Source organism: Pseudomonas sp. A214 (assembly GCF_900156295.1).
GTDB classification, from domain to species: domain Bacteria; phylum Pseudomonadota; class Gammaproteobacteria; order Pseudomonadales; family Pseudomonadaceae; genus Aquipseudomonas; species Aquipseudomonas rhizophila.
Window position 1 is genome coordinate 2,662,501 of sequence record NZ_LT707062.1, and the last position, 13,980, is coordinate 2,676,480.

Consider the following 13,980-nt stretch of genomic DNA (forward strand, 5'->3'; position numbering starts at 1 on the left):
TCGAGCAGGTACGAAAGTAGGTCTTAGTGATCCGGTGGTTCTGTATGGAAGGGCCATCGCTCAACGGATAAAAGGTACTCCGGGGATAACAGGCTGATACCGCCCAAGAGTTCATATCGACGGCGGTGTTTGGCACCTCGATGTCGGCTCATCACATCCTGGGGCTGAAGCCGGTCCCAAGGGTATGGCTGTTCGCCATTTAAAGTGGTACGCGAGCTGGGTTTAGAACGTCGTGAGACAGTTCGGTCCCTATCTGCCGTGGACGTTTGAGATTTGAGAGGGGCTGCTCCTAGTACGAGAGGACCGGAGTGGACGAACCTCTGGTGTTCCGGTTGTCACGCCAGTGGCATTGCCGGGTAGCTATGTTCGGAAAAGATAACCGCTGAAAGCATCTAAGCGGGAAACTTGCCTCAAGATGAGATCTCACTGGGACCTTGAGTCCCCTGAAGGGCCGTCGAAGACTACGACGTTGATAGGTGGGGTGTGTAAGCGCTGTGAGGCGTTGAGCTAACCCATACTAATTGCCCGTGAGGCTTGACCATATAACACCCAAGCAATTTGTTGACCCGATACAGGGCACCAGATTGCGGTGTGTGAAGACGCTATGAACCGAAAGTTCGCACAACACACAAACCTATCGCATACCCATTTGCTGGAACGTGACCGCAAGGCACGCGCTGGCTACCGAATTTCTTGACGACCATAGAGCATTGGAACCACCTGATCCCATCCCGAACTCAGCAGTGAAACGATGCATCGCCGATGGTAGTGTGGGGTTTCCCCATGTGAGAGTAGGTCATCGTCAAGATTAAATTCCGAAACCCCTATCTGCTGACGCAGGTAGGGGTTTTGTTTTTGTGCCGAAAAAAAAGGATGACCTGAAGAGGTCATCCTTTTTTTGCATCAATGGTTAAGCCCCAGGGACCGGGCAGCTCAGATCACCTTCTTCGCACTTGAGGTAGGTCTTGAGCGTCTCGACCCGGGCCTTGGTTACGGCTGTGGCGCAATTGCTGTGGACCAGCGGATAGACGCTACCCCCTTCGACTCCGGAGGCAGAAAAATTGCATTCGGCGTCACGGAAGCTGATCCAGGCCCGCTGTGCCTTGACCAGTAGCTGCTTGGCCTGCGGGTCATCTTTAAGGCGTGCAGTGATCTGCTTGTACAGACTGTTCAGCTCGTCGTCAGCGGCTTTGTTCTCTTGGGCTGCGCACTGGTTCATTGCTCCCTGGGTGCTAGCATTGGCGCAGTCATCGGCTTGGACAATACTGATAAAAAGCAGCGGCGTCAGGCCCAGAAACAAGCGTGGGAACATGGTCGATCTCTCCTTGATGGGATTTCTAAATGCCGAAGGAGTGTACCCAAACGCTGGGTCGATACAACTTTCTGGTTGGCCTCGTGGTCTTACAGGCCTAGGGTTGAACACAGGAGGTGACTCATGCATTCATCTGATCGCATCGAAAGAAAAATTCTGCTCAAGGCGCCGCGCTCTCAGGTCTGGCGGGCCTTGGCCAATGCCGAAGCCTTCGGTCAATGGTTCGGCGTCGCGCTTGAAGGCAGACGATTTGTCGCGGGCGAGCGTACCCAGGGGCAGATCACCTATCCTGGTTATGAACACCTTATCTGGGACGTTGCGGTAGAGCGGGTCGAGCCGGAGCGGGTTTTTTCGTTTCGCTGGCATCCGTACGCCATTGAACCGCAGGTGGACTACTCTCAGGAACCCGAAACGAGGGTTCAGTTCGAACTTGAAGACATGGATGGCGGCACCTTGCTCAAAGTGGTGGAGTCGGGCTTTAACGGTATCCCGGAGGCGCGTCGGCTTAAGGCTTTTCGTATGGACAGCCGTGGTTGGGACGAGCAGATGGCGAATATCGAAGCATTCCTGGCCAAGGCCTGATCCTCAGTGCCCGTGCATCTAAGGGTTTACGGAAGGGCTGCTATAGCGAATGTCTTACACGCCATGGTTGCTATATCGTCTGTTGCGCTTTGGATCCGATGCGTAATCTGTACTCAACCACTGAAGCACAGGGAGTGCTTCAGGATCAGGGACGATCGACCTTGCAAGGATGGCTATCGACAGGGAGTCGTGATGGTCTTGGAAAAACCCGCCTCGGCGGGTTTTTTTTCGTCTGCAGAAAAGCCGACCTATCAAGCCAGGCGTCGCGCCATGGTACGGTCGGAACCATCAGCGGCAAGTGCCTGCCCAGGTGTGCGGTCGGAACCATCAGCGGCAAGTGCCTGCCCAGGTGTGCGGTCGGAACCATCAGCGGCAAGTGCCTGCCCAGGTGTGCGGTCGGAACCATCAGCGGCAAGTGCCTGCCCAGGTGTGCGGTCGGAACCATCAGCGGCAAGTGCCTGCCCAGGTGTGCGATCCGAACCATCAGCGGCAAGTGCCTGCCCAGGTGTGCGGTCGGAACCATCAGCGGCAAGTGCCTGCCCAGGTGTGCGGTCGGAACCATCAGCGGCAAGAGTCTGCTCAGGCGTGCGGTCCGAACCATCAGCGGCCACAGGCTGCTGATATCCGAGCGTTTGCGTAAAGAAACGGTCCTGCTGCTGGCTGGGCAGGGCAAAGGCACTGACGCTCAGGACGAAGGTGGTAACGGCGATCAAGGAACTGAAAGTTTTCATGGCGATGACTCCGGTCATATCAAAAGGGGTTGAGTGCCGGGTCGTTCAGATGTCGCGATCTGCTGAACCCGTTGCAGCCCGGACGGTAGTCTTGCTGCATGGGTTCAGAGTAGGGGCGAGGAGGGGGACGCCGTTAGACGGATACTACCCTTGGTTTGCCTGATCCTGTTTGTGTGCAGGATCAGGCGCGACTCATCTGCAAGGCCTCGGCACGTAGCCGGGCGATGTCCTTGCTCGGCGAGGCCCCGAATAGACGGCTGTATTCGCGGCTGAACTGCGAGGGGCTTTCATAGCCCATTTTGTAGCCGATTGACGAAACGTCGCTGTTCTCCGCCAGCAGCAGCCGTCTGGCTTCCTGCAGGCGCAGCTGTTTCTGGTATTGCAGCGGGCTCATGGCGGTCACGGCTTTGAAGCGATGGTGCAATGCCGAAGGGCTGAGATTGATCATTTGTGCCAGGCTATCGATGCTCAGCGGCTCGGCATAATGGTTGTTGAGCCACTCGATTGCGCGACTGATACGGTGGGTTTGCGTGTCGGGGATGGCAATTTCGTGCAAGCGCTGGCCCTGTGCACCCCGTAGCAGGCGGTAGAAAATTTCCTGTTGGGCCAAGGGCGCGAGCGTGGCGATATCGTCCGGACTCTCCAACAGCCGCAGCAAACGCAACACCGCATCGAGCAGCGGCGCGTCGATGCGGTCCAGGAATAGTCCTCGATCGGTCCGTTGGGCCGGTACCCCAATGGGGCTGGCGTCGGCGATCAGACGGCAGATCTGCGCCGGGTCGATATCCAGGCGAATGCACAGGTAGGGGCGCTCGGGGCTGGCTTCGATCACCTGACCCGCCAGCGGCAGGGTGACCGAGACCACCAGGTAGTTGAGCGAATCATAGACGTAGCATTCATCCGCCAGCCGAACCTCTTTGCGCCCCTGGACGATCACGCACAAACCGGGCTTGTGGATCGTGTGCAGGGCTTCGGTGGGCTGGTCGCTACGGATCAGGTGCAAGGTCTCGATGGCGGTGGGATGAACGCCGAATTCCGGGGCGAAGCGCTTCATCAGTTCCGCCAGTTCGGTGCGGCGCTGGTTGACGCCGTCCTCAGGCGTTACGTGTATGGACGTGGATACCGACATGCCGATCTATCTCCCTGGCCAAATGGGTGGACCGCGCTAGTAAAGCCGATTGTGCGCCCGGCGACCAGAGGCGGTTTTATCGCTACAGGATCGTGCAAGGGCGCAGGAGGATCCGGCTAACCCAGACACGGATCTGCTCCCTAATCTGGACCTGTCAAAACGCTCCCATCGGGGGGCCATACATCCAGACGAGGAAACCATCATGTCCGCTATTCAAAACAAAGTTGTGGTGATCACCGGCGCCAGCAGCGGTATTGGCGAAGCCGCCGCACGGTTGCTGGCTGCCCGGGGCGCACGAGTGGTGCTGGGTGCGCGACGCGTCGATCGCTTGCAGGCGCTGGTGCAGGAACTTGAAGCCGACGGCCAGCAGGCTGCTTGCAAAGCCGTGGACGTGACGCGCCGTGATGATGTGCAGAGCCTGATCGACTTCGCTGTCGAGCGATTCGGCAAGGTCGATGTGATCGTCAACAACGCCGGGGTCATGCCGCTCTCCAAACTCGAGGCGCTGAAAGTTGACGAGTGGGATCGCATGATCGACGTCAACATTCGTGGCGTACTCCACGGCATCGCCGCCGGTTTGCCTTTGATGCAACGCCAGCGCAGTGGCCAGTTCATCAACATTGCTTCCATTGGTGCCTACACGGTCAGCCCGACGGCGGCGGTGTACTGCGCCACCAAGTTCGCCGTGCGAGCGATTTCCGAGGGTTTGCGTCAGGAGGTCGGTGGTGACGTACGGGTGACGGTGATTTCCCCTGGCGTAACCGAGTCGGAGTTGGCCGAAAGTATTTCCGATGAAGGTGGGCGCGCCGAGATGCGCGAGTTTCGCCGGATCGCCATTCCCGCCGAGGCGATTGCCCGGGCGATTGCCTACGCCATTGAACAGCCGGACGATGTGGACGTCAGCGAACTGGTGGTGCGCCCGACGGCCAGCCCGTTCTGAATTGAATCGATGCGGCAGGAGATTCTTCATGTCTTGTGTGGTGAGGGGATAAAACCCCTCACCACCTTTTTTTGGGGGGACTGATTGGCGTTAATCGTTATTGCAGTGCCAATCGCGCCGCTGCCCGTTGAGTAATCTGCGAGCGCACTCGAAACGACTCTGCTGCACGTCGGTTGGCTTCTGCCAACACTTGGGACGGTGCAGTGTCCGGGCAGCCGGCGGTGAACGGCGGGGCCGGGGCGTATTCAAGCTGTAGCTGGACCAGCTCGGCGGTGTCCTGGTCGAACAGTTCGGCCGCCAGGGTCAAGGCAAAATCTATCCCGGCGGTGATGCCACCACCGGTGAACAGGTTGCCGTCGCGTACCACACGGTCCTTGACCGGTGTGGCGCCCAAGGTTTGCAGCAGACTGTGATAAGCCCAATGGGTGGTGGCCCGTTTACCCTGCAATAAACCCGCCGCGCCAAGCACCAGCGAACCGGTGCACACGGAGGTGATGTACTGCGCGTGGGCCGCCTGTTGCTTGATGAACGCCAAGGTCTGCTCATCTTCCATCAACGGCCCGACGCCGCTGCCGCCTGGGATGCAGATCACGTCGAGCTTGGGGCACTTCTCGAACGTGGTGGTTGGTAGGAGTACCAGCCCGGTGCTGGCGGTGACTGGGGCCAGGTCTTTCCAGATCAGGTGCACCTTCACGTCTGGCAGCGAGGCGAGCACGTCATAAGGGCCGGTGAGGTCCAGTTGTTGAACCTGGGGGAATAACAGAAAACCGATCTGCAACGCCATGGCGCTTTCTCCTGAAGTGATGCCTGAGGGGGTGGACGGTTTAACTTTAGGCTCGTAGGCTCTGGCGTATACGCCAATAAGCCCACGAATTACGCCAATATGCCAAATCCACCGAAAACCGTTCATGTACTGGCTTTCGCCAACGTGCAGGTGCTGGATGTCACCGGGCCCTTGCAGGTTTTTGCTTCGGCCAACGACCTGGCACGCCAGCAAGGCTTGCCGTTGCCTTACGCCCCCACCGTGATTGCTGCCGGTGGCGGGGCGGTGATGTCGTCGGCGGGGCTCACGCTTATGGCCGAGCCGCTGCCGAGCGAGGGTAGCGACACATTGCTTATCGCCGGCGGTTGGGGGGTGTACGAGGCGGCGCAGGACGCGGCGCTGGTGGCCTGGGTCAGGGGCCATGGTCTGCGCTCGCGGCGCGTGGCGTCGGTGTGCACCGGGGCGTTCCTGCTGGCCGCCAGCGGTTGGTTGGACGGACGCCGAGTGGTCACGCACTGGACCCGTTGCGAACAACTGGCCAGGCAGCACCCGCAACTGCGGGTCGAACCCAACCCGATTTTTATCAACGACGGCCCGGTCTGGACTTCGGCGGGCGTTACGGCCGGCATCGACCTGGCGTTGGCCCTGGTGGAGGACGATTTGGGTCGCGCCATCGCTCTGGAAGTCGCCCGGCAACTGGTGGTGTTCCTCAAGCGTCCAGGCGGTCAATCGCAGTTCAGCGTGACCTTGTCACTGCAGAATCAGGGCAGTCGTTTTGATGATCTGCACGCCTGGATCGCGGAAAACCTCACCCAGGACCTGGGCTTGCCGAGTCTGGCGGCAGAGGCGGGGATGAGCGAGCGCAGTTTCGTGCGTCACTACCGTGCCGACACCGGCCAGACGCCAGCGCGGGCGGTGGAGCTGATTCGTGTGGAGACCGCCCGCCGGCTGCTGGCCGACACAGCACTGCCGATCAAGCGGGTCGCGGTGCAATGCGGCTTTGGCAGCGAAGAAACCCTGCGCCGCAGCTTCCTGCGGGCCATGGGTGTGACGCCCCAGGCGTATCGCGAGCGTTTCGCGGTCAGCCCTCAAGCAGATCCAGCAATGCCCTGAGCGTGGCCTGGGGGGCTTCCTGGGGAATGTTGTGGCCGACACCGGCGAGCACTCGACGCTCGTAGACACCGCTGAAATGTTCGGCGTCTTCGTCGAACTCAGGTGCAGGTCCAACGCCGTCATCGGCACCGCACAGGGAGATGCTCGGCACGCTGATGGCCGGTTGCGCGGTCAGTCGTTCCTCCATCCACTCCAGCGTCGGGTCGCCCGGTGCGTACATGAAGCGATGACGGTAGGAATGAATCACCACCTCGACGAAATCCGGGTTGTCGAAGGACGGGGCACTGAGGGGATACAGCGCTGTGCCGCGTGTCCAGGTCGGTGACCACAGGCGCCAGAGCAACTGGCACAGTTCGCGCCGGTTCTGTGTCAGGCTCTCGACGCCCCGGGCGCTGTGGAAGTAATACTGGTACCACAATCTGTGCTCGGTCTCAGGGTCCAGCGGCTGAGTCGATCGGGGAATGTCCTGCACGTTATAGCCATCGCCGGTCACCAGGCAGCGAACCCGTTCGGGCCACAGCGCCGCCACGATACACGCGGCCCGCCCGCCCCAGTCGTAGCCGCACAACCCGGCTTGGGGAATGGCGAGTGCCTGCATCAGGTCCAGCAGATCCTGGGCAAGCGCCGCTTGCTGGCCGGAACGCAGGATGCTCGGGTTATTGAACCGGGTCGGGCCGTAGCCGCGCAGGTACGGCACGATGACCCAATAGCCGCGCTGGGCCAAGGCCGGTGCGACTTCATCAAAGGCCCTGGGGTCGTAAGGGAAACCGTGCAGCAGGATCACTGGGGCGCCGCTGGCGGGGCCGTGCTCTTCGTAGGCGATGCGCAGCAGAGGCGTCACCGCGAAGTTGATTCTGGGCGCCTGGTTCATGTCGGTCTCCTGCACGGCTCGGTTGCCGTTATGCGGGTTCCTGATTCACATATTTGGCCCGATCCGGCGTGAAGGTCACGATCATGTTCGTGCTGGAGCAGGTCAGGGTGCGGTCCTGGGACAGATCGATGTCCAGGTCTTCACCGCGCAGGCCCTGCCATTGGGCGAGGTACTTGAGGCAGCCGAACTTTTCGTTTTTCTTCAGGCTGCGACTGACACCGCCTTTCCAGCCGAGCACCGGCAATTCACCGGCCAGGCAACGCTGCGCCAGATCGGGAAACTTCAGCGCCCGATCGCGGCCGATTTCCCAGCACTTGATCAGGCCCTTGTCTTGGCCTTCCCAGAGGTCTTCCCGGGTCAGGCCTGTTCGGGGCGGGGTGGTGATAGAGCGTTTTACATGGGTCATGTCAGATCCTTGAATCGGGTTTTATCGGGCAGCTCCGCTGCACCCTTGAGTGCATCGATCTTAGGAGGGGTTTACAGGGCTGGCAACCTGAAACCGGCGGCAGCGATAGATGGAGAAATGTTGGTGCCCGCTTCTGTGGCGAGGGGATTTATCCCCGCTGGGCTGCGTAGCAGCCCCGAAAACGGTCAACTCGGTCTGTCTGGCAAAGTGGATTGGCCTATGGACGGGCTGCTACGCAGCCCAGCGGGGATAAATCCCCTCGCCACAAGGGTGTGGAGTTCCTACAAAAAAATAGGTGAACCGGAATTTTCCGACGAGTCGTGGCGGTTGCTGGTTCGGAAACGGCGGGGCTAGGCTTTGCCGGTCGCTGCAAAATCAGCGACCGGGTTTGGTCACCCGTCCAATGTCAGGCGCACACGCGCCAACCTCAGCATGTCGGCGCTTTTTTGTGTGCTTGTCGGTATGCTTTGCGGTGGGCTGTGCGCGGGGCACTTTCGAGTGCGCCGGGTGCCTGACTTCCCGGTTGACCAACCTGCGTATAGCCCACCACCCCTCGTTTGGTCACGAGGTGAGTGGGCTCAATTTCAAGTCAGGAGCTTCACAAATGGTCAAGATCACCCCCAACCCTCCACGCGCCGAAAACCTGTCCGCCTACACCACCCTCGACACCAAAAAACTCCGCGAAGCCGCTGACCGGGCGCTGAATGTCCACTTGTCTCCCCCAGCCCCAGCCAAACCCGACACCCAGGACGGCCAGATATTTTCAGTGGTCCCCGGCCTCAACACCGAATCCGTGCTGACCAGCCTCAGCGAAACCCTGGCTTCGGCCAACGCCATGGTCAGTGACCTGGCATTCGAGCTGGAAGGTTCCCGGCGGCATGTTGCGCTGGGGATTCAGCAGTTGATTGAGCTGGGTACGTTGCTGGCCAATCGAGCGTTGGATGATCTCGAACTGGCTGAGTCGGCGCGGTAGCAGATACACCACTTGTTGTACTGAGCTTTGGTGGTGCAGGGTGGGAGCAAGGCTTGCCCGCGATGAGGGCGACTCGATTTCACGACCGCGTCGCCTTCATCGCGGGCAAGCCTTGCTCCCACAAAAGCCCGTGCACAGCGGGGAATACGTTCACTCGCCAGCCCGGCTCACGGCTGCCAATGCGTTTTGTCCCCACTCAATTTGCGGTCCAGGAAGCTGGCGGCGCTGATCAGCGCCAGGTGGGTCAAAGCCTGGGGGGTGTTGCCCAGGTGGTAGCCGTGGCTGTCGAACTCCTCGGCGTACAAGCCCAGCGGGTTGGCGTAGCGCAGCAGTTGTTCGAACTCCAGTTGGGCTTTTTCCACGCGGCCGGCGCGGGCCAGGCATTCGACGTACCAGAACGAACACGCAGCGAACGAACCTTCAATGCCGCTGAGGCCGTCGACGGGGCTTTCGTCGTTGCGGTAGCGGTAGACCATGCCATCGCGCACTAGGTCTTTTTCAATGGCATCGAGGGTCGAGAGCCAGCGCGGGTCGCGCGCGCTGACGAAGCGCACAAGCGGCATCAACAACATCGAACCGTCGAGGGCGGTGCTGCCCAGGCGCTGGATGAAATGCTGCCGTTCCTCGCTCCAGAAATTTGTCCAGATGTCTTCATAGATGGCCTGGCGAGTCTGGTCCCAGCGGGCGAAAGGCGCAGGCAAGGAGCGTTTGACCGCCAGGCGGATGGCGCGGTCGACGGCGACCCAGCACATCAGCCGCGAATGCAGGAAGTGGTGCTTCTCCCCGCGCATTTCCCAAATGCCCACGTCTTTGTCCTGCCAGATATCACAGACCTGATCGACCACATTGACGGCGTGTTTCCAGCCCTGATGGGAAATGGCTTCGCCGTATTTGTTGACCAGGTACACCGCGTCCATCAATTCGCCGAAGATATCCAGTTGCACTTGTTTGTAGGCCAGGTTGCCGATGCGCACCGGCTTGGCATGACCAAAGCCGCTGAGGTGTGGCAGTTCGACTTCTGGTAGCTCCAACCTGCCGTCCAGGCCGTACAGGATGTTGAGTTTGATCGGCTGATCGCAGCAGTCGCTGACCCGGCCCCGCAGAAAACGCATGTAGGCGTTGGCTTCTTCAACGAAGCCCAGGCGCATGAACGCGTAAACGGTGAAGGACGCGTCGCGGATCCAGGTGTAGCGATAGTCCCAGTTGCGCTCGCCGCCACGGGTTTCCGGCAGGCCGAAAGTGGCGGCGGCGAGGATGGCGCCGTGTTTGCGTGAGGTCAGCAGTTTCAGCGCCAAGGCCGAGCGGTTGACCATTTCCCGCCAGCGCCCGCGATAGGTGGATTGGCCAATCCAGCCGCGCCAGAACGCCAGTGTTCGCTCCAGGCATATTGCGCTGATGTCATCCTGAAGCCGCGGGTCGTCAATACCGCCCAGCAGGAACTCGGCGCTCTGGCCTTGTTCCAGCCTGAACTCGGCCACCGCCGCCCGGTCGTCCAGGGTCATGAGCTGATCGGAACACAAACGCAGGCCAGGTTGCCCCGGTGCTTCGAAGCAGATGTGATCGCCGTCACGGCGTGCGCTGGTGAGGCTGCGGGCGTAGTCGTGGCGGACCGCGCAGCGCATGCGAAACGTCGCGCTGCCGAGGGTCATGCTCACTTTACGGATCAATACCGGCAGGTCATCCTCGCTGTCGCCGATGGGCAGCAGGTCGGTGATTTCCACCACGGCGTCATCACTCAGCCAGCGGGTTTGCAGTACGTTGGTGTCAGGCAGGTAGATCTGCTGGCGACGGGCATTAGGCAGGTCCGGCGCCAGTTGAAAGATCCCCGCGTCCGGCGTGTCCAGCAGCGAGCAGAAAATTGATGGGCTGTCGAATTCCGGCCAGCAGAAAAAGTCGACACTGCCTCGGTCATTCACCAGGGCAGCACTGCGCATGTCGCCGATGATGCCGTGGTTCTCGATAGGGCTTTGGGTTTCGTGATAGTCAGCCATTGCCGTGGAACCCCGGATAAAGGCTCATCCCGCCATCGATGAACAACGTGGTGCCTACCACGTAATCGGACAAGTCCGACGCCAGCCAGACCACCGCGTTGGCGACATCTTCCACATCGCCGATACGCCCGTAAGGAATCAGCTCCAGCAATTTCTGCTCCTGTTCCCCTTCGGTGACCTCGCGGTTGATGGCCGTGCGGATCGCGCCGGGCGCGATGCTGTTGATGCGGATGCGCTGGTGGCTGATTTCCTGGGCCAGACTCTGCATCAGCAGATGGACGCCGCCCTTGGAGGCAGCGTAGTTGATGTGACCGGCCCAGGGGATGCGCTGGTGCACTGAGCTCATGTGGATGATTTTGCCGGCGGCCCGGGACACGCCCTGGCGAATGCCCTGCTGGTTGAAAATCCGCAGGGCGGCACGGGCGCAGAGGAACTGGCCGGTCAGGTTGGTGCCGATCACGGTGTTCCAGTCCTCCAGGCTCATGTCGACGGCGGCGGCGTCTTTTTGCAGGCCGGAGTTGGCCACCAGGATGTCCAGCGTGCCAAAGGCTTCGACAGTCTGGGCGAACAGTCGCTCGACATCCGGCTCCTTCGACACATCGGCACCGACGGCGATGGCGCGTCCACCGTTGGCGTTGATTTCACGGGCCAGGTCTTGTGCCGGGCCGGCGCTGGAGTGGTAGTTGAGCACCACCGCGGCACCGGCGTCTGCCAATGCCCTGGCCGCGCCTGCACCAATGCCGGAACTGGCGCCGGTGACCAGGGCAACCTGTCGGGCGAGGGATATCTGCATGGTCTAGCACCTTGAGTTGAGGGCTTTACCTGCTGACTGGTATGAGGTGCGTGGAGTTCATTTGGGTGAAGCAGTCTTCACGATGGAATGAACGCGCCACCCATGGCGAACACAAAACCTGTGGCGAGGGGATTTATCCCCGCTGGGCTGCACAGCAGCCCCAGAACCTGGCAACGGTGATGTGGCAGACAGTTTGAATGGGGCCGCTTCGCGCCCCAGCGGGGATAAATCCCCTCGCCACAAAGGCCGCTCGCCTCAAGTCAGCGCTCACCAACCCCGCCCCGAATTCACCCAGAAGTTCACTGACAACGAAGTGGACACCGACTCCACCTGATGGAACCAGCCTTCAGGCAGGAACAGCAGATCCCCGGCCTCCAGCGTCACCCGCAGGAAGGTCACGTCACGGGCGCGGGGGAAGCGCTGGTAGTCCGGCGCGTCCGGGTTGAAATCGCAACCGTCCAGGCCGCCTTGGGGCGCCGTGGACCAGGTGCCGAGGGCTTCTCTGTGATGGGGGGCGGCGAGGGTGAAGATTTTCTGGCCCCAGACCTGGGCGAACAGGTTGTCGGTGTCGTCGCGGTGCAGCGGGGTGAGGGTGCCCTTTGGGCCGATCCAGATGCGTGGCGGGATGAACAGCGACGGGTCGAAATAGGGCGGGTAGTTGATTTGCTCCATCAATTGCGCCGGCAGGATGTTGTTGCCCATGTAGGCCGGCGGTTCACCATCGGCGCCCTTGACCGCCGGGCTGTCCAGAGAAGCAATGAAATCGGCCATGGACGTGGAGCGGAAGTCCCGCTCGGTGGAGAAGGTTTTCTTCACGTAGTCGCCGTGGCGGGTGATGCCTTGCAGCTCGGCAAAATGCACCAGGGATTCTTCGCGACTGAGCTTGAACAACGGCCAGTCCTGCAAGGCATTGCTGATGACCACCGGAATGCCATGGGGCAGGTAGCGCGCTTGAAACGCTTGCACCGACAGCTCGCTGCGCGGGCGACGTTCCACGCTGCGCTGGGTCGGCAGGCTGGCGGTGAGCTTTTCGCTGAAGCGCGGCGGGGTGGGGTAGCGCTTGTTCATGTCGACCTTTTCCACCGTGCCACTGCCGTGGCGGGCATGCTCGATGATCTGCGGCAACAACGTCGCCAGGCCCATGTTGCCGCCGATCTTCAGGCGTCCGCTGGCAAACAGCTCCTCGACATTGGCCAGGCCGGCCATGATCCCGAGAAAGTCCTTTTCCGCCACTTCAATGGTCACGTCGGGGCTGCTGTGGCGACCGGCCTGGGTGCGGCTGCTGGTTCTGACCTCCGACCAGTACGCCTGCTGGGGGCCGAACACGAATTGGAAAACACCTTCGATACCAACGGCGCCCGCGTTGGCGAACAGTTTGCCCAGAATGGTTTGCAGGTCCACGGCGGTCACTCTTGTGGGTTTTGGTCTGAGCAGGTAACGAGGGCCGGGACCGGAAATTTAACCCTCGCTGCTCTAGCGGGTCGCGACCATGAACACACGGGGAAATGGCAGCAGCACCGTTCCATCGTCCATGGCCGGATAAGCCTGTTCAACGGCGTTGAGATACTGTTGCAGGTATTGCCCGCGTTGCACCTCATCCAGCGGGTCGAGAAACGGCCGCAAGCCGCTGCCCTTGAACCACTCCACCACGCCGGCGGCGCCCCCGGCCAGCGGGTGATGGTAGGTGGTGCGCCACACATCGACGCGGGTGCAATGGGGCTTGAGGATCGAGTAGTACAGGCTGGCATCGGCCACTTCCGTGCGCGTATCGGCGGCTCCGGCCAGTAGGCTGGCCCAGGGCCCATTGGCGGCGATTTCCCGCATCAAGCGGTGGGACGGCTGGTGCAGGGTGTCGGGCATCTGGATCGCCAGGTTGCCACCCTCGGCCAGTTTGCTGACCAGTGATGGCAGCAGGGTTGCGTGGTCGGGCAGCCATTGCAGCACCGCGTTGGCGAAGATCACATCGAAGGGGCCGGGTTCGTCCCATTGGCCGATGTCTGCGGTGTCGAAGGCCACTTCGGGCAGGCGCTGACGGGCGGCCTGTATCATGTCGCTGGAACTGTCCAGGCCACGCACCGTTGCCCCGGGAAAGTGCTCCACCAATAATTCTGTGGAATTGCCGGGGCCGCACCCCAGGTCGATCACCGAGCGCGCCTGCCCCGGCGGGATGGCCGCCAGCAGGTCCCGGGCCGGACGGGTGCGTTCCTGTTCAAACGTGACGTATTGCTTGGCAGACCAGGTCATGGCGTTCTCCTTTGCGATGGGCGAGCCGAGATGCCGCCAGTATAGGGGGCGTGTGAAGCCATGGGGCAGGTACGGCGACACTGACTAATTCAGACTGTCGCCAGTTCGTTATCTTCCATACACAACTGATCG

At 61.0% G+C, this 13,980-nt stretch carries 14 protein-coding genes and 2 rRNA genes (1 of these 16 only partly in view); 6 read left to right on the forward strand and 10 right to left on the reverse strand.

Annotation, left to right across the window (positions count from 1 at the left end):
• Both BW979_RS12130 and rrf read left to right on the forward strand, forming a co-directional pair.
• Nucleotides 1–542 (forward strand): 23S ribosomal RNA (locus tag BW979_RS12130); it begins 2,350 nt to the left of the window's first position.
• A 150-nt stretch (nucleotides 543–692) separates the two neighbouring features.
• Nucleotides 693–808, forward strand: a 5S ribosomal RNA gene (rrf, locus tag BW979_RS12135).
• 102 nt (nucleotides 809–910) lie between these two features.
• Here rrf and BW979_RS12140 read toward each other — a convergent pair.
• Nucleotides 911–1,312 carry a lysozyme inhibitor LprI family protein gene (locus BW979_RS12140; protein ID WP_047230566.1) on the reverse strand — a complete coding sequence of 134 codons (402 nt, stop codon included), beginning with the start codon at nucleotides 1,310–1,312 and terminating at the stop codon, nucleotides 911–913.
• A 123-nt stretch (nucleotides 1,313–1,435) separates the two neighbouring features.
• On the opposite strand from BW979_RS12140, the gene BW979_RS12145 reads away from it, so the two are divergent.
• Nucleotides 1,436–1,894: an SRPBCC family protein gene (locus BW979_RS12145; RefSeq protein ID WP_047230567.1), complete on the forward strand. Its 459-nt coding sequence runs from the start codon at nucleotides 1,436–1,438 to the stop codon at nucleotides 1,892–1,894.
• 251 nt (nucleotides 1,895–2,145) lie between these two features.
• Here BW979_RS12145 and BW979_RS12150 read toward each other — a convergent pair whose 3' ends face one another.
• Together BW979_RS12150 and BW979_RS12155 are read right to left on the reverse strand one after the other, a co-directional pair.
• On the reverse strand, nucleotides 2,146–2,625 hold the full coding sequence (locus BW979_RS12150; protein WP_083714380.1) for a hypothetical protein: 480 nt from the start codon (nucleotides 2,623–2,625) through the stop codon (nucleotides 2,146–2,148).
• A gap of 181 nt (nucleotides 2,626–2,806) precedes the next feature.
• Complete coding sequence (locus BW979_RS12155) at nucleotides 2,807–3,754, reverse strand: AraC family transcriptional regulator (protein WP_076383875.1); 948 nt, start codon at nucleotides 3,752–3,754, stop codon at nucleotides 2,807–2,809.
• A 202-nt stretch (nucleotides 3,755–3,956) separates the two neighbouring features.
• Between BW979_RS12155 and BW979_RS12160 the strand changes: the two genes are divergently transcribed.
• Complete coding sequence (locus BW979_RS12160) at nucleotides 3,957–4,694, forward strand: SDR family oxidoreductase (protein WP_047230449.1); 738 nt, start codon at nucleotides 3,957–3,959, stop codon at nucleotides 4,692–4,694.
• Nucleotides 4,695–4,791: 97 nt separating this feature from the next.
• Here BW979_RS12160 and inhA read toward each other — a convergent pair whose 3' ends face one another.
• Nucleotides 4,792–5,478: an isonitrile hydratase gene (inhA, locus tag BW979_RS12165; protein WP_076383876.1), complete on the reverse strand. Its 687-nt coding sequence runs from the start codon at nucleotides 5,476–5,478 to the stop codon at nucleotides 4,792–4,794.
• Between the two features lie 99 nt (nucleotides 5,479–5,577).
• On the opposite strand from inhA, the gene BW979_RS12170 reads away from it, so the two are divergent.
• Nucleotides 5,578–6,570, forward strand: a complete 993-nt coding sequence (locus tag BW979_RS12170) for a GlxA family transcriptional regulator (protein WP_076383877.1) — start codon at nucleotides 5,578–5,580, stop codon at nucleotides 6,568–6,570.
• On the opposite strand, the gene BW979_RS12175 is transcribed toward BW979_RS12170, so the two are convergent.
• The gene (locus tag BW979_RS12175) at nucleotides 6,539–7,441 is read right to left on the reverse strand and encodes an alpha/beta fold hydrolase (protein WP_076383878.1); all 903 of its coding nucleotides are present in this window, start codon (nucleotides 7,439–7,441) and stop codon (nucleotides 6,539–6,541) included. The two genes, BW979_RS12170 and BW979_RS12175, sit on opposite strands and share 32 nt — an antisense overlap.
• A 28-nt stretch (nucleotides 7,442–7,469) precedes the next feature.
• Nucleotides 7,470–7,847 (reverse strand): hypothetical protein, encoded by a 378-nt coding sequence (locus BW979_RS12180; RefSeq protein WP_047230453.1) that lies wholly within the window; start codon nucleotides 7,845–7,847, stop codon nucleotides 7,470–7,472.
• Between the two features lie 604 nt (nucleotides 7,848–8,451).
• Here BW979_RS12180 and BW979_RS12185 point away from each other — a divergent pair.
• Nucleotides 8,452–8,820 carry a DUF6124 family protein gene (locus tag BW979_RS12185; RefSeq protein WP_076383879.1) on the forward strand — a complete coding sequence of 123 codons (369 nt, stop codon included), beginning with the start codon at nucleotides 8,452–8,454 and terminating at the stop codon, nucleotides 8,818–8,820.
• A 167-nt stretch (nucleotides 8,821–8,987) separates the two neighbouring features.
• Here BW979_RS12185 and BW979_RS12190 read toward each other — a convergent pair whose 3' ends face one another.
• From BW979_RS12190 to tam, 4 genes are all read right to left on the reverse strand, one after another.
• Nucleotides 8,988–10,811, reverse strand: coding sequence for a glycoside hydrolase family 15 protein (locus BW979_RS12190; protein WP_076383880.1), 1,824 nt, complete (start codon nucleotides 10,809–10,811; stop codon nucleotides 8,988–8,990).
• Nucleotides 10,804–11,604: a glucose 1-dehydrogenase gene (locus tag BW979_RS12195; RefSeq protein WP_076383881.1), complete on the reverse strand. Its 801-nt coding sequence runs from the start codon at nucleotides 11,602–11,604 to the stop codon at nucleotides 10,804–10,806. The genes BW979_RS12190 and BW979_RS12195 overlap by 8 nt, the downstream gene beginning before the upstream one ends.
• A 267-nt stretch (nucleotides 11,605–11,871) precedes the next feature.
• On the reverse strand, nucleotides 11,872–13,005 hold the full coding sequence (locus BW979_RS12200; RefSeq protein ID WP_076383882.1) for a cupin-like domain-containing protein: 1,134 nt from the start codon (nucleotides 13,003–13,005) through the stop codon (nucleotides 11,872–11,874).
• 72 nt (nucleotides 13,006–13,077) lie between these two features.
• Nucleotides 13,078–13,848 (reverse strand): trans-aconitate 2-methyltransferase, encoded by a 771-nt coding sequence (tam, locus tag BW979_RS12205; protein ID WP_076383883.1) that lies wholly within the window; start codon nucleotides 13,846–13,848, stop codon nucleotides 13,078–13,080.
• Nucleotides 13,849–13,980 lie beyond the last annotated feature (132 nt).